Below are 19,689 nucleotides of genomic sequence, written 5' to 3'. Positions count from 1 at the left end.
TGCATTTAACCGAAGGCTGGCCCAAGCTTTGCCTCTCCTGACACACGGACCGTCCGATGCCAAGACGTACCCGCTACCTGATTGCACTGCTGGCGTTGATGATGCTGTCAGCGCTGTTCGGTTATCTGTGGCGCGACGTGGAGCCTGATCAGCCAGCACTGCCCCCGCATAGCTACGTGAAGGCACTGCGCCAGGCCCATGACGGTCAGCCCGGCGCTGCGCGGGTCTTGTACCAACAGCTTCAGCGCCATGACCTACCGGCCATCCGCCGAGCGGCCCTGTATGCCGAGCTGCCCAATTACCCGTCTGCGCTAGCCTTCAAGCTGGCCCAGGCAGATCTGGACCATGCCGATGCCATCGTTCGTCGCGCCGCCGTGTCCGCGATCAGCCGCCTGCTGCCTGGGCCTCAGCGGAGCCTGATACTTGGCCCCCTGCTTGAAGACAGCGATCAGAGCGTTCGTTTTGCGGCCGTAGGGGCGCTGTTGGACGTGGACGCTGACAGCATGGGCCTGTATCTGCGTGCCTTGCACGAAGCCATTGGGGCGCAGGAGCAGGTTCTGCTCGCCCAGCCCCAGGACGTCGATGCACAGGTCCAGCTGGCCCGCCTGTACCTGCACGAGGACGAGTATGCCAAGGCGGCCGCTGCCATCGAGCGGGCATTGGCGGGCGATAACAGCAACCTCGATGCCGTGGCGTTGAAGGTGACCGTGCTCGAGCGCCAAGGGGCGCACGATGTTGCACGTCAGGTGCTGGCCGATGCGTTGGCAGTGACACCCGATTCGGCGTTCTTGCAGCATGAACTCGGCCGTTGGCTGATTCGTCACGACCAGCAGGAATACGCGCTATTGGCGCTGTCGCGGGCGGTCGAACTGGAGCCGGACAATGCCGAGTATCGTCTGACCCTTGCCACGACCTTGCATGACCTTGAACAGCTGGATGCGGCTCAGAGACAGCTGGAAGCCATCTTGAGCAGAGCGCCAGCCAATCGGCAAGCCAGAGTCCTGTTGATCGAGTACTGGAAAGCGTCCGGACAGTTGCAGAATGTCCAGGTGCTGCTCGCCGAACTCGAGCGCCAGAACCCTGATGATCCATTCCTGCAGAAAGACCTTTAGACTCGCGGCCACCCTGCGTCAGCTGTCGATCATCTCCAATGCCTGCTCCGCCAACTGCGCCAGCTGGAATGGCTTGCGCAGAAGCGCCGTTCCGGGCTGCTCAGTGGCGTCGGAGTCGATTTCCTGCAAGGCATAGCCCGTGATGAACAGGATCTTCTGGTCTGGCTTGAGCATGCGCATGGCCTTGGCCACTTGCCTGCCACTGAAGCTGCCGGGCAACCCGATGTCAGTAATCACCAGCTCGAAAGGTTCATCCTGGCGAAAGCGCTGCAGAGCACTGTTGGCATCCGCGACATCGGTTACATCGAAGCCAGATTCAATCAAGTATTCGCGCATCACCGTACGCAGGTTCGATTCATCATCGACCAGCAGTACGCGCTCGCCGCTCCCTACCCGGCTTGAGCTCTTGCGACCGGCGAGCGTTTCGTGAACGGCCTCAAAGCAGCGTGGGAACAGCATGCTTACCTTGGTCCCCTCGCCCACCGTAGACTCGATCCACGCATAGCCACCCGATTGACGAACGAAACCGTAGACCATTGATAGCCCCAGCCCAGCCCCCCGACCTGGAGGCTTGCTGGTGAAGAAGGGTTCGAAAGCCCTGGCCACGTCGCTGGCCGGCATGCCATGACCTTCATCGGCTATATGCAGGGCCACATAGTCGCCGGCAGGCAACCCTGTTTCATCCGGAAAGGGCACGCTCAGCCGTTCGTTGACGCTGCGAACCCTCACGGTGCCCTTGCCTAGGCTTGCCTCGCGCGCATTGGCGCACAGGCACAGCAATGCGTTTTCGAACGCCGCAATGTCCAAGGCTACGACCCAGGATGCGACGTCCAGTTGCCAGTCGATGTGCATCTCGGGGCCCAGAGCGCTCAGCAGCAGCGGCTCGCTCAGGCGCAGTTGGCGATTGAGGTGAAACGGTCTCGGCGCCGAAGGCCGATCACGAGAAAAGGCGAGCAGGCGATGGGTCAGTTCCATGGCGCGTAGTACCGAATCACGAGAAAGCTTCACATACTCCTCGATACGTTCCAGGCGCCCTTCCTGGAGTCGCAGCTGCAGTAGCTCAAGCCCACCCCCAATACCCGACAGCAGGTTGTTCATCTCGTTGCCCATGCCGCCGGCCAATTGTCCCACCGCCTCCATGCGCTCGGTGTTACGCATCAACATGCGGGATTGGCGCATGGCCTCTTCGCGTGTTCCGGTGATGTCTCGCCCTACGATGGTCACCAATCTCGCACCCACTCGCGCACGCCATCTAAACCAGTGGTAGTGGCCTTCACGGTGCCGCAGGCGCGTCTCGATCTGATGGGTATCGTTGCGACGCAGCAGCGATTCAATCGCTAGCTGGACCTGTGCAAGGTCTGCAGGGTGGACCAGGGACAAGATGGGCAAGTGCCGCACCTGCTCCAGCTCCCATCCGAGAATGCTTAGCCAGGTGGGATTGGCATTGTGCAGCTTGAGGTCGGAGGTGACCGTCATCATGGCGTCGTTTGACAGCTGCCAGATTCTTTCCAGCTCGCTGGCATGAGATGCAATCTGCCTCTCCAACGACATGGCCTGGCTTCGCCAATGCTCACGGCCCCCCTTGGTCGCCGTGGTTTCGATGATCGTATGGACAAACCCTGCGACCTCCCCTAACTCATCGTTCAGGGGGGTATAACCCAAGGCGCACCAGATGCCGTCAGCGTGATCGCAGCGAGCGATGTGGACTGGCGGATGTTCGATGAAACTGGAACGGCCCGCTAGCGCGTCGAACACAGACGGGCCCAGACTTTCCCAGTCGTCGTGCCACAGCGTATCGAAACGCGCACCTAACGTGATTGGCGATCCCTTGAGCGCCACATAGGCGTCGTTGGGTATGACCGTCAGTTGACTGCCCCACACCACAGCACACGCAAACGGCGAGCGAGACATGGTGTCGACTGCGATGCGCAAGCAGGCAGGCCAGTGGGGCAAGGCCCCCAGAGGCGTATGCGACCAATCGAAGCGGATTACTTGTTCCTTGAAATCGCTTGGGCGTGTCCGTTTGGAGAGTCTAGTTGCGACCGATCTCGTTGAGACTCCAGGTCCTTCTTTGCCGACCAATGTGGTTCTCCGTCGTTAAGCGAAAGCCGGTGGCCTTAGTGATGGGCCTGCACGCAAGCTCCATGCGCCGTGCCACGTTAGCATAGGCCAGCGCGACACGCAGACACTCCTGCCCCGGATGTGCCGGCGCAAGCCCATTCATCTGTTGCTGCACCGCTTATGAATACGGATGGCAGCTACGTTCAGCCTAACCAAATCCCACACCTTCTCGGCTATCCCCCTACAGTGGTGCTTTCAACAACGCCCTAGGCTTGAGCCAGCTGCCTACCCTGGGCAGCGCGAGGCTTGAGGAACGATGATCGATGGACAAGTTCATGCATGCGGGGCGGAGCCTGCTTGAGTTGGTACTGCTGATGGCTGTAGGTCTGGTACCTGTCTTTTCAGGACTACTGGTCATCAATTATCAGCAGGAGGCCAAGCTTGCGGACAACGCTGAAGTGTCGGTTCGGGAGGCGGTTTTCAGCGTCGATCAAGCCTTGGACCGCGTACAAGAGGTGGCCATGAGCACGCTGCCACTGGCTGGTCAGCCTTGCAGTAGCATCAGACGCGCCCTTGTCGACCAGGTGACCAGCCGTTCGATGCTCAGGTCGCTGGCTGTGATTGATGACGGCAAGGCCTATTGCGGCTCCGCCTCGGACTCGCATGAGCTGCTGACTGAAATCGCCTCGACCGGGCAACTGTTGACGTTCAACCACCTGATGCAGGATGCGAAGGGTTACTTGCTGATGAACATGTACGTGCAAGGTGAGAAAAAAGGCGTGATCGCAACAAGCTTTCCAGTGCAATTGCGCACTGAACTTGACGCTTTCAAGGACGGACTCGCGCTGGTGTTGGAGTTTGACAAGCACTCTGTCTGGAAGGATGGCGATAGCCTGAACGGTACAAGGCCTTCCGTCGCGGAATTCACCCATGAACTGGGGTCCACCCAGTACCCTTACCGGGTGGTCGCTGGCTATCCCGCGGGTTACGCCGCCCAGGAACTGCGCACTGCCGTGTTCAAGATGCTCCCTTCATTGATGCTGGTGGGGCTCATGACGGGCTCGGTGATCTACATGGTGTTGAGCAAAATGCGCGGCAGGCAGCGAAACAGTGCCGTCGATCGCCCAGGACCATGACGGCACCGCCGGTATTTACTCGACGCTGAGCACGCCGCGGCGAACCTGGTCACGCTCGATGGATTCGAACAGCGCCTTGAAGTTGCCTTCTCCGAATCCGTCGTCACCCTTGCGCTGGATGAACTCGAAGAACACCGGCCCCAGCAGCGTTTCGGAGAATATCTGCAACAACAGTCGTTTGTCCCCGGCTTGTGCTGCACCGTCCAGCAAAATGCCACGTGCCTGAAGCTGATCCACCGGCTCACCATGATCAGGCAGGCGCTCGGGAAGCATCTCGTAGTAAGTCTGCGGCGGCGGGGTCATGAAGCGCATGCCCAGACCTTTGAGCGCATCCCAGGTCTTGACCAGGTCGTCGGTCGAGAACGCGACATGCTGAATGCCTTCGCCATTGAACTGCATCAGGAACTCTTCGATCTGCCCCGCACCCTTGGACGATTCTTCGTTGAGCGGAATCCGGATCATGCCATCGGGCGCAGTCATCGCCTTGGAGGTCAGACCTGTGTATTCCCCCTTGATATCGAAGTAGCGTATTTCGCGGAAGTTGAACAACTTCTCGTAGAACCCAGCCCAATAGGCCATGCGCCCGCGATAGACGTTATGGGTCAGGTGGTCGATGACCTTCAGGCCTGCACCGGTCGGGTGGCGATCCACGCCGTCGATGAAGTTGAAGTCGATGTCATAGATCGAGCTACCTTCTTCAAAACGGTCGATAAGGTAAAGCGGGGCACCGCCGATGCCCTTGATCGCCGGAAGACGCAGTTCCATCGGGCCCGTCTCGATCTCGACGGGCTGTGCGCCCAGCTCCAGGGCGCGGGCGTAAGCATCGTGAGCGTTGCGCACACGAAACGCCATGCCGCAAATGGACGGGCCATGCTCAGCGGCGAAATACGAAGCTACGCTTCTGGGTTCATTGTTCAAGATCAGGTTGATGTCGCCCTGTCGATACAGGTGCACATCCTTGGAGCGGTGGGTGGCCACCTTGGTGAAGCCCAACATCTGGAATACAGGCTCCAGAACCCCGGGAGTAGGCGAAGCCAGCTCGATGAACTCAAAGCCCATCAAACCCATAGGATTGTCGAAAATATCAGCCATGTGCGTGTCCTCATCTGCAGCGAATTCAATGTTTGCCTGGGATGTCGAACAGCGCCGGCGGGGAGCACGGAATGCCCCGCACACTGCGCGCGAGGAAGTCACCAATGATCAATCTGAAGCCAGGGTATGTCATAGGACCCGTACTCAGCAGGTGTGACGCCTTCGGAACAAAGGCGCCTTATTGTTTTTTTCGTAAACCGATTCTACACAGCGTAATTTGTTTTGTCCCGCATTAGTTCCTCACCCCCTGGGCACAGGGCTATGCTTTGTAACGTCTCCTTCGATCAGTTGCCACTATGCCCCTTTCTAGAAAATCGCGCTCAGGCTTCGGCTGGCGAACCCTGCTGCCCTGGATGGTCGGCGCATTCCCTATCGCATGCGGCCTGACCGTTATGAACTGGCAGATTGAGCGTGATCTGCAAGCCGGCAGCCGAGCGACTGCCGAGCAAGTCATCGAACATGTCGAGCGCATCCTCGACGGCGCCTCGCGTACGGCGATCGCGTTGCTACCCTCGGCGGGTACGCCGTGTACCGAGGCGCAGCTGCTGTTACGTGGCGAAGTGACCCGCAACGCCTTCATTCGCTCGACCAACCTGGTCAATCAGGATCGGTTGTACTGCAGTTCGTTGTTCGGGGCGTTCGATGAACCGGTAACAGCCAGCGACTATGTCGATGGGCACTTGTGGTTGATGGACGGCAATTCCGTCACACCTGGGCACCCGCTACTGGTCTATCGCGCCAGTGACAAAGACCGCGCGGCAATCACCACGGTCGATGGCGATCATCTGCTGATGGCGCTGCGTCTGCTGGGTGCAGGCCACGCACTGTACCTGCGCGTGGGAAACGCCTGGATGGGCCGAGACGGCATCGTTCACCGGGGGCCGGCACCGGTTGCGGTTAGCGCCCCCGTGTTCATGGCGTCTGCACATTATCCGTTCAGCGTTGAAGGCGGCTATATGGCGCACCAGTCGAGCCGGCTTTGGCGCAGCCACTATCTGGCGCTTCTGGGCTTACTGGCGGTGCTGGGCGTTCTTGCCGGCGTTGTCTGTCGCTGGCAGATCAGGCGGGCCACCTCGCCGCGTGCCGAGCTGCGCAGGGCATTGGAGGCCGACGAGTTCATGCCCTACTTCCAGCCTGTGGTTCGTCGAGGGGATTACCGCTGGGCCGGTGCAGAAGTGCTGATGCGCTGGAATCACCCGAGTGAAGGTCTGGTTAGGCCCGACCTGTTCATTCCCTATGCCGAGCACAGCGGTCAGATCGTGGCGATGACCCGTTCGCTGATGAAGCATACGGCGAGCAGCCTGGCGCCCTATGTTGCCCTGATGGAGGACGGGTTCCACATCGGCATCAACATCACGGCCGACCACTGCCGCAGCCTTGAGCTTCTGGATGACTGCCGCGCATTCCTGGCCCACTTCCCACCCGGTCGGGTCATCCTCACCCTGGAGTTGACCGAACGCAAGTTGCTCGAACCCTCGCCCACGACGCTGGAGCTGTTCGAGCAGTTGCATGAGATCGGCGTAATGATCGCCCTCGACGATTTCGGCACGGGCCAGTCGAGCCTCAACTACCTCAGGCAGTTCAAGGTGGATTACCTGAAGATCGACCAGAGCTTCGTCGCCTTGATCGGCGGGGACGCGTTGTCCGTTGCCATTCTCGAAACCATCATCGAGCTGTCGGTCAAGTTGGGTCTTGGCATCGTAGCCGAAGGCGTCGAAACGGCGGTTCAGCGTGATTACCTCGAACAACATGGGGTTCACTTCCAGCAGGGTTATCTATACGCCAAACCCATGCCTGCCGCTCAGTTTCTGCAGGCGCTGGCGGCGCAGCCCGCCGCTTCGCGGTTGCCGCAGAGCACGCCCCCTGAGATCATGCGCGGCTGATCTCAACGCTCATCTCCTGCATACGAGGCACTTGTGTCAAAAGGGATTGTTACATCGGTCACGGCATCCTGCCTGTTCGCCGTGATGTACTTCTATACATCGCTGCTCAAGCCACTGGACGGCGAGGAAATCTTCGGCTGGCGCACCCTGCTCACGCTGCCATGCCTGACCCTGTTCATGCTGGTGTCCAAGGACTGGGCAAGGGTGGGCGAACTGCTGCGCAGGGTCCGACGTACACCACAGCTGCTGCTGGGTATGGTGGGTACGTCCTGGCTGATGGGCGTGCAACTGTGGCTGTTCCTGTGGGCGCCGCTGCACGGACGCAGTCTGGAAGTGTCGATGGGGTACTTCATGTTGCCCCTGGCCATGGTGCTCACGGGCCGGTTGGTCTACGGCGAGCAATTGTCGCACTTGCAGAAAATTGCAGTGGGCTGTGCGGCGCTTGGTGTGGGCCATGAACTGTATCAGCATGGCAGTTTCGCCTGGGAAACCTTGGTAGTGGTGGTCGGCTACCCCATTTATTTCGTGCTCCGGCGCCGCTGCGGCACGGATCATCTGGGCGGGCTGTGGTGCGACATGTGCCTGCTGTTGCCTTGGGCCCTCTACTTCGTGGTGCAAGGGCCGCTTTCCAGCGCCGACATGCAGGCCCATCCCGGCCTTTACGTACTCATTCCCGTGCTGGGAGCGATCAGCGCGTCCGCGTTGATCGCCTACGTCATGGCCAGCAGGCTATTGCCGTTCAGCCTGTTCGGGTTGCTCAGCTACGTCGAGCCTGTCTTGCTGGTCGGCGTAGCCTTGCTGTTGGGCGAAACCATCGGTGCAGACCAATGGCTGACCTACCTGCCCATCTGGGGGGCCGTGGTGGTGCTGGTCATCGAAGGATTCAAGCACATGCTGCGTCACCGTCGGCGTTCTGTTTGAGGCGCACCTGACGCACCCGACGCTCTTCTACCGCCTCGACGATCAGCGTCCAGTCATTCCAGGCAAGACGATCGCCTACTACCGGAAGGCGATCGAGCAAGCTCATCACCAGGCCCGCCAAGGTCTGGTAGTCCTCGGTCGCACGGGCAGCAAAGCCCGTTCGAGCCTGCACCTGAGCCAGGTTCACTGCGCCGCTGACGACGAAGCCCTCCCCATCCTGGATGATCCCAGGCCCCTCCACTTCACTGGCGTCAGGTAGCTCACCGGCGATGGATTCAAGAATGTCGGTCATGGTCAGCACACCCGTGAAATCACCGAACTCGTTGACCACGAAAGCAATGTGGGTGGATTGGCTGCGCATCTGTTCGAGTGCATTGAGGATGCTGAAACTGTCCAGCAGGTTCAACGGTGCCCGGGCCATGCCTTCCAGGTCAGGCTGATTGCCCGACAGCAGCTCCTTGAGTAGCTCCTTCTTGTGCACGAAGCCCAGTGGCTCGTCCACCCGACCGTTACGGATCAGCGGCAGCCGCGAGTAAGGCGAATTGATCAAGGCTCGCGTGATGGCGTCGGCCGGTTGGGCCAGATCGATCACGTCGACTTCCGAGCGCACGGTCATGACTGTCCGGATCGGGCGTTCGGCCAGGTTCAGCACGCCGCTGATCATGATCCGCTCACGACGATCGAACAGCACCTGTTCGCCATTGCCCTCTAGCATGTCGGCGATTTCTTCCCCAACTTCGTCAGCTTCGACGCGACGACCGCCCAGCAGGCGCAACACCGCATGCGCCGTACGTTCACGCAAAGGTCGATGCTGCTGCAGGCTGCGCTTGCGCCGCGCCCTGGCCAGCTGGTTGAACAGCTCGATCAGAATCGAGAAACCGATCGCTGCGTACAGATAGCCTTTGGGGATATGGAAGCCCAGGCCTTCTGCGGTCAGACTGAAACCGATCATCATCAAAAAGCCCAGGCACAGCATGATGACCGTCGGGTGGGCATTGACGAACCGGGTCAGCGGCTTGCTGGCCACAATCATGATACCGATGGAGAAAATCACCGCGATCATCATGATGGACAGGTGTTCGACCATGCCGACTGCGGTGATCACCGCATCCAGGGAGAAGACCGCATCGAGTACCACGATCTGCGCCACGATTGGCCAGAAGGCGGCGTGACGAACGGGGCCGCTGGCCTGGGCAACATGGCCCTCGAGCCGCTCATGCAATTCCATGGTCGCCTTGAAGAGCAGGAACACGCCACCAAACAGCATGATCAAGTCGCGCCCGGAGAAACTCTTGTCGAACACCTCGAACAGCGGCGCCGTAAGGGTGACCATCCAGGAGATGCTCGCCAGTAGGCCCAAGCGCATGATCAGCGCCAGGCTCAGGCCGATGATGCGCGCGCGGTCGCGCTGATGAGGGGGAAGCTTGTCTGCCAGGATGGCGATGAATACCAGGTTGTCGATACCCAGCACCAATTCCAGGACGATAAGCGTGAGCAGGCCTAGCCAGGCCGTCGGATCAGCCAGCCATTCCATCAGCGAGTACTCGTCAAAATTGAAGGGGTTGAACGATGTGGCCAGCAAGGCCGGGGACTGGGAGGCTCCGCGAAGGTGCTCATAGTGACCTGAATAACAATTAGGGAAGATGATCCTACAAGCACAGCAGGTTTTTCGGTAAGCGCAAAACTATTACAAACCGTTAGCAGCTATGCCCGTGCACGGCCGGTGCGCTCCCCTGGCACCAGGTAGGCACTTTTGTTCAATACCTGACTGACGTTGCGCCTGGATGATGTGCGGTAAATGACCCACGAGTACGTTCCCATGAATCTAGCATTGTCCATGGCTGCCTTCGCACTGGCGGCCTCCATTTCGCCTGGGCCAGTCAATGTGGTGGCCCTGGCCAGCGGCGTTCGACACGGCCTGCGCGCAAGCCTTGGCCACGCAGCAGGCGCGACATTCGGTTTTTGTGTGCTCCTGCTCCTGGTGGGCAACGGCCTGCACCAGTTGCTGGGACATTGGGGGCCGCTACAGGGTGTACTCCAGGCAGGTGGGGTGCTGTTTCTGCTTTACATGGCCTTGCGACTCGCCAGTGACGACGGCGCACTGGGGGCCGGTCATGCCTGCGCACCCCCTTCAGCCTGGTGCGGCGCAACCATGCAGTGGTTGAACCCCAAGGCGTGGCTTGCCGCCGTGGCCGGGGTGGGCGCCTACACGGCTGGCGAGCAACAGGCGCTGTGGATCTTTACCTGGATATACGCACCGATATGCTTCGTGTCTGTGGCCTGCTGGGCTTGGGCAGGCAGCGTGGCGGGCCAGCACCTGCAGAGCCCGCGGCCGCTGCGCCTGTTGAATCGTACGCTTGCCGCTTTGTTGGTCGCCAGCGCGTTGGGGCTGGTCATCTAAACGCTGTGGTTTGCCGATAATGGCCGGGGGTGGCCGCCAGATGACGCTTGAATGCCCGCTGCAAGTGCGACTGGTCGGCAAAGCCTGCGGACTGGGCAGCCTCGGCGATCGATTGCCCGTGGCGCAAGTGCGAGCGGGCCAATTGCACACGCTGATCAAGCAGGTAACCGTGGGGCGTCAAGCCGAAGCGCTTGCCAAAGGCGCGGATCAGGTAGGCACGCGACAAGCCGCAGGCCGTGGCGATGTCCTCAAGCGTCAGCGGGTCGCTTCGATGGGCGCGGATAAACGCTGCGGCCGCTTCAAGGCGTGGGTTGATTCCATCCTCTGACGCCGGTTCTTGGCCAAGGAACCTGGGCAGGTCGCACAGCATCGCTCTAAGTCGTTGCTCGCGATCAGCCGCATCAGGGTCAAACAGCGCAGCGCACACCGATAGCACTTGCTGGTACAGGCCCGGGGCTGCGCTGTAACGTTGGCTCGGCAAGGTTAAGCCCACCGATGCCAACCATGGCGTGTCGATGAACAGCATGATGTACGACCACGGCAGACCCGAGACAGGATTGCACGCGTGAATCACACCCGGGTTGATCAACACCGTGCTGCCGGCCGCCACCTCGAACTGGTCATGACCGCTGACGTAAGTACTGCGCCCGCCGGTGATTACCCCGAGTGAAAAACTCTCGTGGGAATGAGCGGCATGGCATACCTGACGCCCGTCTCCGACCACTCGCGCCTCGACGAAAGGCAGTGCCGAATCACGCCAGAACCGAGATACCTCAAGCATCGCCGCCTTATCCCCTTCCCATGCAATCGGCCGATACTACACCGCCGGAGAGGGAAACAGGTCCAGCGTTCGCTCTACCTCCTGGATGTCGATACGAAAGCCGTCCCCGTCGGGCACGCCAACCACGAACCCGAAATGCTGATGGTCACGGTCGGTTAGGTACTTGTAGTAGCTGACGAAGCGGTTCGGGGGTTGGAGGGTCAGCAGACACCCGCCCGCCTCCAGCACGTTCACGCCGTGCACCAGTTGGCTGCCCTCCACCCCGATGACCACGTGCGCCCCGGCGCAGGCTGCGACGATCGAAGGCACGTCGCTTTTCAACGGATCGACCACGCGGAACCCCCGGGTGACGCGCAAGTGCTCAGCCAGTGCCAGTTCGTTGCGCAGCAAGCGCAGATCACCGTCGCCTCCGCGCAGCAGAAAGACACCTGGATGCGGGCAATGGGCCACATGCGCCCGAAGTTTGTCGCCCATCGCCCGATAGCGGGCGTGGCGGTCGCGGTTGTTGCTCTGGTCGTCGAACAGCACCAGTTCGCGAAAGAACGCCGTGCGCAGGCGATGCGGCTGCATGCCAAGCCATGCTTCATAGGCAGGGGCCTGGGTGAAGATTGGGTACTTTGCAGAGGGCGCGGTAGTGACGGGCATGCCCTCGTTGCAGGCCAGTGCATAGGTCGGGCAGTCCTCCATCAACCAGGTGCCAAACCATGCATTGCCGTTATGGGTGCAGTAGATGGCCCCGCGGTCGATTTCATGCTCAACGCTCAGGGGGGGGAACGCGCTGTGCCTGTGCGACAGCCACTGCGCTGCCCTGCCCTTGTACAACGCGCCGTCGATCAACCACACGTCCCTGCACAGGTAGCCGCGGGTCGACCCATGCGCGGTGCGGATGCCGCCCTCCATGGTCGAGCGCGGGTGCACGAAGGGATAGAACCGCTTGCCTTCCCAGCCTGTGACGCGTTCGAGCTGGCCTGGCAAGAATATCGCGGGCGGGGTTATGGACATCTCGCCCGGCGCAATGTCCCACGAACGCTCGGCAATGCTCCTGATGTCTGGCGAGGGCTGCCTGAGCAGGCGCTTGCGCACCATGTACTGATAAGCGGCCAGGGTCCATGAGCGCGACGACAGGGCCGCGGGCAAAGTGCTGGGCTGCAAGCTATCACCTGCCATTGAACGTCTCCCCGCAAAACTGTCGATTAAGGTGGCCGCCTGGCCCATGCGTTGCCTGGACCGCACTCAGGTACAGGTGATGATCTCCATCGCCGGCGCTGATGGCAGGCCTGCATAACGCTGCCTGAGCGCCGCGATCAGCTGATCGCCCGCTCCCGTGGCCCCGTACAAGTAGATCTTGCTGAGCCCGCCGAAGACCATTTCGTGATAACGACTGGCCAGCGCCTGTTCGCTCGCACCGTCAGGCACGCCGAGGTGCAGCGTCAGCTTGTCACCTTCGACGGCGAACAGGGGTGTCTCCCAGAGAAAATGAGCGATACCGGATTTAGGCAGGCGTACGAAGAGGTGGGCGTGGTTGCCCAGCGAGTCGACGTCGCCGCCTCTGCGGCGCTTCCATTTCAACAGCCCGTCGTCAGGCCGCGCCAGACACAGGCCGATGTCGTAGTAATCGAAGCCCTGCCCAAGCGCCCACTCCATCGCCATGTAAGTTGTAATCGAGTTGACTTCACGCAGGCGCTTGGCATCGGAGAACACGGCTTCGCAATAGCCGAAACGCACCGTGCTCCAGTAGCGCTTGCCGGCGCGAACCACTTCACAACCCAGGTGACAACCGATCACTTGATCATCCTGGACGATGAGGTCGAGCCTGCCGACCTGCCTGGCGATTCTGAAGACTTCATCGGTCGGTATCTGCGACGCAAGAAGACCCTTGCGGGCTGTGGCATAAGGGCGCAGAAACTCCCGGTCCGCGGACTCGATGTCTTCGTCAGACAGCGCCTGGCGCATGTGATAAAGGGGCCGGTGTTTGCGAATGCTGCGGCGCAACTCGCTGTCATAGCGCGCGGTGATGTCCTCAAGGGGGCGCCCCAATGGCACGACGGCACTCACATAGTGAGGCACCGTCAGCGCGCCTGCGGTGGGCACTTCGCTGACCATCACCACAGGTCGTCGCGTGGTGGGTTCAGCAGGGCTGATCATTGCAGAGGGGGGGCTGGCCAGTCCGGTCATCAGCAACTTCGCCATGTCGCGTTGCTGTTTGCGGCCCACGTAAAGGATGTCATGGGCACTTTCGTGTTGCAGGCGAAACCGACTGATTTCCCAACGCCATACACAAGCACGGGCGGCAAGCTCACGCGCCTGGCTTGCCAAATGCCTTAACCGATAGCGCTGAGAAGGTGACAGTGAGCGACGAGCCACTGCCGAGAGCGTCTGTTTCATCAGGTTCAACGTCCACTGAAAGTTTTGCGTTCTTGCAGACATATAAAATGCCAGGCACGACTAACCTATTGATTAATTGAGCATTGCATTACTTTAAGATTCATATTCAGTAACAATTTAAGGTGCTGCCAAAGTGTTTGGCAAGTAGCGAGCCGATATAAAGGCCATATGTTTTATGGCGCCAATAATCCACGGCGCCGCCTGGCCTCGATTGGGCCAGGCTATGAGTCATAGCGCCTGGGTAATAACCCAGCACCACCGCATCAGTCACCCATGACGTGTGATAGCGCCTCAATACAAGGAGCTCGCACCACATGTCTGAAAGCAACTCAGTTTCACCTGTGACTTTGCCTCATTGGGCTGCACGGGCCACCGCGCACCAATGGCAGGCCCTCAAGCACACTCAACACCCCACTTGGCAAACGCAAGACTGGTTCTGCAATGCCCCTCCGGATCTGAGGGAAACCGTTGCCGCCAGTCATCGAAGATTGATCAGCGCGCAGGCAGCGCTAGGTCGGGCGATGCGCGGCCTTGAGCAAGTGGCAGAACTCGCCGAACGTGCACTACAGCAGTGCTTGCAGCGTCAGGGGTTAGATGTGGACGTCAACGCCTGCGAGTTGCTGCGCGTCGAGCAAACTTGGCGATGGGTCGGCCTGCGCTATGTGTTTAGCCACCAACGGGAAAACATCGTAAGGGCTGCATTGCAGAACTTTGCGGAGGATGAAGTGTTCTCTTCCCAGAGTGCAATCGCCCTGAGCAAGGATATTCACATAACGCCCATCACGGTGACGGGCACGGCGCCGATTGGTATGCAAGAGCCGGCTGCACAATTTCCCATCGACTCGGAGCGTTACCAAGTAACACCCTTGCCCCTCACGCCGGCCGCTTTCGCCACCCTGACGCGAGCGCTTGATTTGGGAAGTGCCTACCATGGTCATCTTCAAGGCTATTTCGACAGCCCGGCCGTAAAAGCGCACATGTTGCAGGTGTTCAAAGCGCGTCTGCAGATGGCGGCAGACTTGGCTGTGCTCAGGCACTTGATCAGCGGCAGCGCTCGCGATGACCTTGACCGCCTGCTGCAGGGAGAGCCTTTGACGTGCTGGCGGCTGAGCTTGTTCGGGACCGATCTTTACGAAGTCATGCTGATCGACCTGGGGCAGAACGGCCTAGGCGTGTACCTGCCCAACCACGAGCCTGCATTGCGCAGCTGCAAGGACCTGGCAGCCGTGCATGAAGCGCTGGCCATCCTGTTGCTCGAGCCTGCAGCACGTGAAGCGTTCACAGGGTATGTAGCCCAAGATCAACGCGAACATTTCTTCGATCTGTTGCAGCAAAACCTCGACGCGGCTGGCAACACTCCGGCCGACAAACCCTGGGAGCGTGCCTTGGACGCAGACCTGCGCCCGGCTCGTCAGCCCATCGAGGGAGACCCGTTCAGCGACTGCTACGTCCGGCACTGGACACGTTTGCAGCACGAAGCCAGTTTGCTCGCCGTTCCTACTGCACAGTTCGACGCCAGCGCCAGAGCCCAACGTCTGGCGACGTGGGAAAGTCGCGGCTGGGACCTGCTCAACATCGCCAGCTTTTTCGTACCTGGGGTGGGCACTTTCATGTTGGCCGTCACTGCCTGCCAGCTCCTGGGCGAAGCTTTCGAAGGGTATGAAGCCTGGGAAGCCGGGGATCGTCACCTGGCGCTCCAGCACATCGAATCGGTTGGGATAAACCTTGCTTTGCTGGGCGGTTTCGCCGCAGCCGGACACGCGTTGCCACGATTGTTCGGCAAACTGTCCGGTACGACGCTGCAAGAGGTACGCGGCAGCGACGGCACATTCAGGCTCTGGAACCAGGACTTGGCCCCTTACCGTTCCAAGGAAGTGCTGCCAACGCAGTTGCGGCCCAATGCGCAGGGCCAGTATCTGCATGATGGCCGATACTTCATCAAGATGGACGGACACCTCTATGAGCAACGGCTGGACCCTTCACTGTCGCGCTGGCAAATTGTTCACCCCGAGCGGCCAGATGCCTGGCAGCCCCCCCTTGAGCACAACGGTCAAGGCGCTTGGCGCGCCCAGCACGAGCCGCTAGGCGAGTGGCCGCTGGTAACGCTGGTAGAGCGCCTGGGTGAGCCGTTCGAGGCCTTTACAGCTGAGCAAATCCAGCAAGCGTGCGATGTGACTGGCATCGACGCCGACAACCTGCGAGACCTGCACCTTCGCGGGCAACCGGCGCCGCCGCTGCTGTTGGACGTTCTACAGCGTCTGCGCATAATCGCCGAACGCCCTTCGATGGATGTACAAGGCGCGTCGCAGTGGTTCGAGCAGCGCTACAGCCCAAGCATGCCGCACGATCCCGGCTTGGACCGCTTGCTTACCACCTACCCGCGTCTCACGCCGCCTTTGGCCAGGCAACTGCTGGGCCAGCTGGAGGCCGCCCAAGCGTTGACCTGGGAGCAAGAAGGAACACTGCCTGCCAGGATTCGACAATCGGTAGAACAGGTGCATAGCGAATTACCTCTGGTTCGGGCGCTGGAGGGCCTGGTGCAGCCGGCGCTCGCCAACACTGAGACCGAGCGCCTGCTATTCAGCGCACTGGAGGCCATGTCGGACTGGCAAGCCGACATACGTCTGGAACTGCGTGCCGGCAACCCTGACGGTCCCACCCTCGCTCATACCGGCACAGGTCAGCTCATTCGTGTGATCAAATCAAGCCAAGGCTATGAAGCTTTCTTGGGAGAGCGTCCTGCGCCCGGCGTGGTGAGTATCGATCTTTGCCGCGCCATCGAACAGGCACTGCCCCGCGCCCGTCGCGACCTGCTGGGTATCGAGCACCCTGACGGCGTCCACCTTCGCCGTCGGGTGATGACCTGGGTCAGGGCAAACCGCGCCACGCTAGCCCCCAGGCTCTATGGGCAACGCAGCCAACGCCTGGTAACACGGGGTTGGTTGCGGGGTGGAAAGCCGCTCGAACCACTGCCGGCAGCGCCACGCCAGACCACCTCGTTGAGCGCGGCCTATCGGCGTCTCTACCCCACTGCGACCGACGCAGAATTTGCCGACTGGCTCAATGAAGGGGAAGACGAGGACAACCTGCATGACATGCGCTCACCCACCCAACGCTTGCGCGACCTACAAGCGCGCCTAGAGAACTTGCGTCGTGATCTGGCCCAGTGGGCCGCCCCCAACCCCCAGCGCCCACATCAACGCCACCTTGCCGTGCAGCCCATCATCAATGCCTGGCGACGGGTTTCGTGCACGGTACTCGATGGCGGCGGTTGTCTGTACAGCCTCGATCTCTCCGGGCTGGGCCTGACTCATTATGACTTGGCCAGCTTGCCACTGAGGGATGACTTCCATCACATCGAGCACCTGACGTTGTGCGGCAACCCCGCACTCAGCCAACTGCCTGCGGTCTTCCACCAGCGACTCCCGAACCTCACGCGGTTACTGCTCAGCGATTGCCGCTTCGACCACCTGCCTCGCCTGGCCTTCGGTCAGCGCCTGCGCTGGCTGGATGTGGACCGCAACCGGATTACCTGGGACCCTACGGATCAAATTACCCTGCAACGATACCCCGGCCTGGCCGTACTTGATCTGAGTGAAAACCCGCTGCTGGTCGCGCCCGATCTGCGCCTGCATCCCGACATCAGATCGCTGTTCCTGTCGGGATGCTCGCTGACCGAGTTGCCACAGGGGTTGGCGCAATTAACGGAGCCGCTCGCCGTTGACCTGACGAACAACCAGTTCGTGCAGTTACCCGAGGACTTCACTTTGCCCGTTCCCGTAGCTGACACCCTGTCCATGGAAAGCAGTTGGCTGGCAGAGCCGATACTGAGTCAGATCGAAACGTACAATGAGATTCATGACGTGGATCTGTTAGTGAACGAGGGCGACTACACTGAATTCTTCGAACTTGCAGGCCCGCATGAATACAGCCTGTGGCGCCGCTTGCCATTGCAATATCGGCGCGACCTCAGGGCGCTGCTGGACGACGATCCTTTCCTCACCTACCCCGAACGAGCGCGCCGGGAGTTCTGGCGTCGGCTGTCTGTGATCGATAACGCAGGGCCAGACCGGCAGGCCCTGTTGGAACAACCAGCAGAGAGATTGTTCGAGCTCGACCTGTGACACCCTGATCAGGCGCCGGGCGACCGGCGCACTGCTCAAGCGCTTGCTGTGCGCTGGTATTCTGGTCGCCTCAGGCGCATGCTCGTCGCTGAACCGTTTCACTGTGCTAAACCCTTCCCGGCCACTGTGAGGTGCAGTTTCATGGAATCCTTGCTCGACAACCTTTACCCCAACGCCGCCGACGTACCTCCAGCGTGGCAACTGGGCGCCCCCCTTGAACAACGTGACTACCTCGTGGGCGGTGAACTGCGCCATTGGGACGGGCCGTTGGCCACAGTCCGTAGCCCCATTTGGCTAAAGGACAACGGCCAGGAGCAACAGGTGGTGCTGGGCCACGCACCGCTGCTGGACGCCGACACGGCCATGACCGCACTGGATGCTGCGGTTCAAGCTTATGACAAGGGGCGCGGTGCATGGCCGAACATGCGCGTGGCAGAGCGCATCGGCCATGTGGAGGCCTTCCTGGCACGCATGCGCGAGCAGCGCCAGGCCGTGGTCAAGCTACTGATGTGGGAAATCGGCAAGAACCTCGCGGATTCGGAAAAGGAATTCGACCGCACCTGCGACTACATCACTGAAACCATCAATGCCCTCAAGGACCTGGACAGACGCTCCAGCCGCTTCGAACTCGAACAGGGCACCCTGGGCCAGATACGCCGCGCGCCGTTGGGCGTGGCGCTGTGCATGGGCCCGTACAACTACCCTCTCAACGAAACCTTCACCACCCTGATACCGGCCTTGATCATGGGCAACACCGTGGTGTTCAAGCCCGCCAAGTTCGGCGTTTTGCTGATCCGCCCGCTGCTCGAAGCTTTCCGCGACAGCTTCCCGCCCGGTGTCATCAATGTCATCTACGGCAAGGGGCGTGAGACCGTCAGCGCAGTGATGGCCAGCGGCAAGATCGACGTCTTCGCCTTCATCGGCACCCACAAGGCTGCCAGCGACCTCAAAAAGCTGCACCCACGACCACATCGGCTGCGCGCGGCACTGGGCCTGGACGCGAAGAACCCCGGCATTGTGTTGCCTCAGGTCGACTTGGACAACGCCGTCGACCAGGCTCTGACGGGCGCCCTGTCGTTCAACGGCCAGCGTTGCACGGCGCTCAAGATTCTGTTCGTCCATGAAGATGTGGCCGATGCATTTCTGGACAAATTCACGCGCAAGCTCGCCACCCTCAAGCCGGGCATGCCCTGGGAGCCTGGCGTCACCCTGACACCGCTGCCCGAACCCGGGAAGATCGATTACCTCGACGGCCTGGTGCACGATGCGACCGCCAAGGGAGCACGGGTGATCAACGAGCACGGGGGCCGCAGCCGGGGTTCGTTCTTCTACCCCGCCCTGTTGTATCCGGTGTCGGCGCAGATGCGCGTGTACCAGGAAGAACAGTTCGGGCCAGTCGTGCCGATCGTCCCCTACCGCGATCTGCAGACGGTCATCGACTACGTCCTGGACTCGGACTATGGCCAGCAGTTGAGCCTGTTCGGCAGCGACCCTGCCACCGTCGGCAGCCTGATCGACATCTTCGCCAACCAGGTCGGTCGCATCAACATCAACACCCAATGCCAGCGAGGCCCGGACACCTATCCGTTTAATGGCCGCAAAAACAGCGCCGAGGGCACCCTGTCGGTGCACGATGCCCTGCGGGTCTTTTCCATACGCACCCTGGTGGCCACGCGCTTCCAGGACGACAACAAGGCCTTGTTCAGTGACATCATCCGTAATCGACGGTCGAGTTTCCTGACTACCGACTACATCTTCTGACGGTTGAAAGCGGCACCGCTTTGCTGGAAGCT

General features: G+C 60.7%; 13 protein-coding genes. 7 read left to right on the top strand and 6 right to left on the bottom strand.

Annotation, left to right across the window (positions count from 1 at the left end; genetic code table 11):
- The first annotated feature begins 56 nt into the window (after positions 1 to 56).
- Positions 57 to 1,112 carry a hypothetical protein gene (locus CRP40_RS15625; protein WP_027914932.1) on the top strand — a complete coding sequence of 352 codons (1,056 nt, stop codon included), beginning with the start codon at positions 57 to 59 and terminating at the stop codon, positions 1,110 to 1,112.
- 18 nt (positions 1,113 to 1,130) lie between these two features.
- Here the strand turns inward: CRP40_RS15625 and CRP40_RS15620 are convergent, their stop codons facing one another.
- On the bottom strand, positions 1,131 to 3,023 hold the full coding sequence (locus CRP40_RS15620; RefSeq protein ID WP_080992871.1) for a response regulator: 1,893 nt from the start codon (positions 3,021 to 3,023) through the stop codon (positions 1,131 to 1,133).
- Positions 3,024 to 3,496: 473 nt separating this feature from the next.
- On the opposite strand from CRP40_RS15620, the gene CRP40_RS15615 reads away from it, so the two are divergent.
- Positions 3,497 to 4,309, top strand: a complete 813-nt coding sequence (locus tag CRP40_RS15615; protein ID WP_027914931.1) for a CSS-motif domain-containing protein — start codon at positions 3,497 to 3,499, stop codon at positions 4,307 to 4,309.
- 15 nt (positions 4,310 to 4,324) lie between these two features.
- Here CRP40_RS15615 and hppD read toward each other — a convergent pair whose 3' ends face one another.
- Positions 4,325 to 5,401: a 4-hydroxyphenylpyruvate dioxygenase gene (hppD, locus tag CRP40_RS15610; protein WP_027914930.1), complete on the bottom strand. Its 1,077-nt coding sequence runs from the start codon at positions 5,399 to 5,401 to the stop codon at positions 4,325 to 4,327.
- Positions 5,402 to 5,697: 296 nt separating this feature from the next.
- Between hppD and CRP40_RS15600 the strand changes: the two genes are divergently transcribed.
- Together CRP40_RS15600 and rarD are read left to right on the top strand one after the other, a co-directional pair.
- Complete coding sequence (locus CRP40_RS15600; protein ID WP_027914929.1) at positions 5,698 to 7,284, top strand: EAL domain-containing protein; 1,587 nt, start codon at positions 5,698 to 5,700, stop codon at positions 7,282 to 7,284.
- 33 nt (positions 7,285 to 7,317) lie between these two features.
- Positions 7,318 to 8,205, top strand: coding sequence for an EamA family transporter RarD (rarD, locus tag CRP40_RS15595; protein ID WP_027914928.1), 888 nt, complete (start codon positions 7,318 to 7,320; stop codon positions 8,203 to 8,205).
- Here rarD and CRP40_RS15590 read toward each other — a convergent pair.
- A complete protein-coding gene (locus tag CRP40_RS15590; RefSeq protein ID WP_027914927.1) occupies positions 8,168 to 9,739 on the bottom strand; it encodes a TerC family protein in 1,572 nt (523 codons plus the stop codon). The two genes, rarD and CRP40_RS15590, sit on opposite strands and share 38 nt — an antisense overlap.
- Positions 9,740 to 10,024: 285 nt before the next feature.
- Between CRP40_RS15590 and CRP40_RS15585 the strand changes: the two genes are divergently transcribed.
- Entirely contained in the window at positions 10,025 to 10,606 is a 582-nt protein-coding gene (locus CRP40_RS15585; protein ID WP_027914926.1) for a LysE family translocator, read from the top strand.
- On the opposite strand, the gene CRP40_RS15580 is transcribed toward CRP40_RS15585, so the two are convergent.
- The 3 genes from CRP40_RS15580 to CRP40_RS15570 form a co-directional block, all read right to left on the bottom strand.
- Positions 10,599 to 11,387, bottom strand: a complete 789-nt coding sequence (locus CRP40_RS15580) for an AraC family transcriptional regulator (RefSeq protein WP_027914925.1) — start codon at positions 11,385 to 11,387, stop codon at positions 10,599 to 10,601. The two genes, CRP40_RS15585 and CRP40_RS15580, sit on opposite strands and share 8 nt — an antisense overlap.
- A 36-nt stretch (positions 11,388 to 11,423) precedes the next feature.
- The gene (locus tag CRP40_RS15575) at positions 11,424 to 12,554 is read right to left on the bottom strand and encodes a glycosyltransferase family 61 protein (protein ID WP_027914924.1); all 1,131 of its coding nucleotides are present in this window, start codon (positions 12,552 to 12,554) and stop codon (positions 11,424 to 11,426) included.
- A 66-nt stretch (positions 12,555 to 12,620) separates the two neighbouring features.
- Positions 12,621 to 13,772: a hypothetical protein gene (locus tag CRP40_RS15570; RefSeq protein ID WP_027914923.1), complete on the bottom strand. Its 1,152-nt coding sequence runs from the start codon at positions 13,770 to 13,772 to the stop codon at positions 12,621 to 12,623.
- 521 nt (positions 13,773 to 14,293) lie between these two features.
- On the opposite strand from CRP40_RS15570, the gene CRP40_RS15565 reads away from it, so the two are divergent.
- Entirely contained in the window at positions 14,294 to 17,896 is a 3,603-nt protein-coding gene (locus tag CRP40_RS15565) for a DUF6543 domain-containing protein (RefSeq protein ID WP_097223517.1), read from the top strand.
- A gap of 141 nt (positions 17,897 to 18,037) precedes the next feature.
- A complete protein-coding gene (locus CRP40_RS15560) occupies positions 18,038 to 19,657 on the top strand; it encodes an NADP-dependent glyceraldehyde-3-phosphate dehydrogenase (RefSeq protein WP_027914921.1) in 1,620 nt (539 codons plus the stop codon).
- Positions 19,658 to 19,689 lie beyond the last annotated feature (32 nt).

This window comes from Pseudomonas sp. URMO17WK12:I9 (assembly GCF_900230165.1).
GTDB lineage: Bacteria > Pseudomonadota > Gammaproteobacteria > Pseudomonadales > Pseudomonadaceae > Aquipseudomonas > Aquipseudomonas fulva.
The sequence above is the reverse complement of the archived record's forward strand: the minus strand, read 5'-3'. Positions and strand labels throughout refer to the sequence as shown.

What these genes read in the sequence shown, in the direction of transcription:
- CRP40_RS15625 (WP_027914932.1), top strand. Translation starts at nt 57, where the DNA reads ATGCCAAGACGTACCCGCTACCTGATTGCACTGCTGGCGTTGATGATG.
- CRP40_RS15620 (WP_080992871.1), bottom strand. Translation starts at nt 3,023, where the DNA reads ATGTCTCGCTCGCCGTTTGCGTGTGCTGTGGTGTGGGGCAGTCAACTG.
- CRP40_RS15615 (WP_027914931.1), top strand. Translation starts at nt 3,497, where the DNA reads ATGGACAAGTTCATGCATGCGGGGCGGAGCCTGCTTGAGTTGGTACTG.
- hppD (WP_027914930.1), bottom strand. Translation starts at nt 5,401, where the DNA reads ATGGCTGATATTTTCGACAATCCTATGGGTTTGATGGGCTTTGAGTTC.
- CRP40_RS15600 (WP_027914929.1), top strand. Translation starts at nt 5,698, where the DNA reads ATGCCCCTTTCTAGAAAATCGCGCTCAGGCTTCGGCTGGCGAACCCTG.
- CRP40_RS15590 (WP_027914927.1), bottom strand. Translation starts at nt 9,739, where the DNA reads ATGGAATGGCTGGCTGATCCGACGGCCTGGCTAGGCCTGCTCACGCTT.
- CRP40_RS15585 (WP_027914926.1), top strand. Translation starts at nt 10,025, where the DNA reads ATGAATCTAGCATTGTCCATGGCTGCCTTCGCACTGGCGGCCTCCATT.
- CRP40_RS15580 (WP_027914925.1), bottom strand. Translation starts at nt 11,387, where the DNA reads ATGCTTGAGGTATCTCGGTTCTGGCGTGATTCGGCACTGCCTTTCGTC.
- CRP40_RS15575 (WP_027914924.1), bottom strand. Translation starts at nt 12,554, where the DNA reads ATGGCAGGTGATAGCTTGCAGCCCAGCACTTTGCCCGCGGCCCTGTCG.
- CRP40_RS15570 (WP_027914923.1), bottom strand. Translation starts at nt 13,772, where the DNA reads ATGAAACAGACGCTCTCGGCAGTGGCTCGTCGCTCACTGTCACCTTCT.
- CRP40_RS15565 (WP_097223517.1), top strand. Translation starts at nt 14,294, where the DNA reads ATGCGCGGCCTTGAGCAAGTGGCAGAACTCGCCGAACGTGCACTACAG.
- CRP40_RS15560 (WP_027914921.1), top strand. Translation starts at nt 18,038, where the DNA reads ATGGAATCCTTGCTCGACAACCTTTACCCCAACGCCGCCGACGTACCT.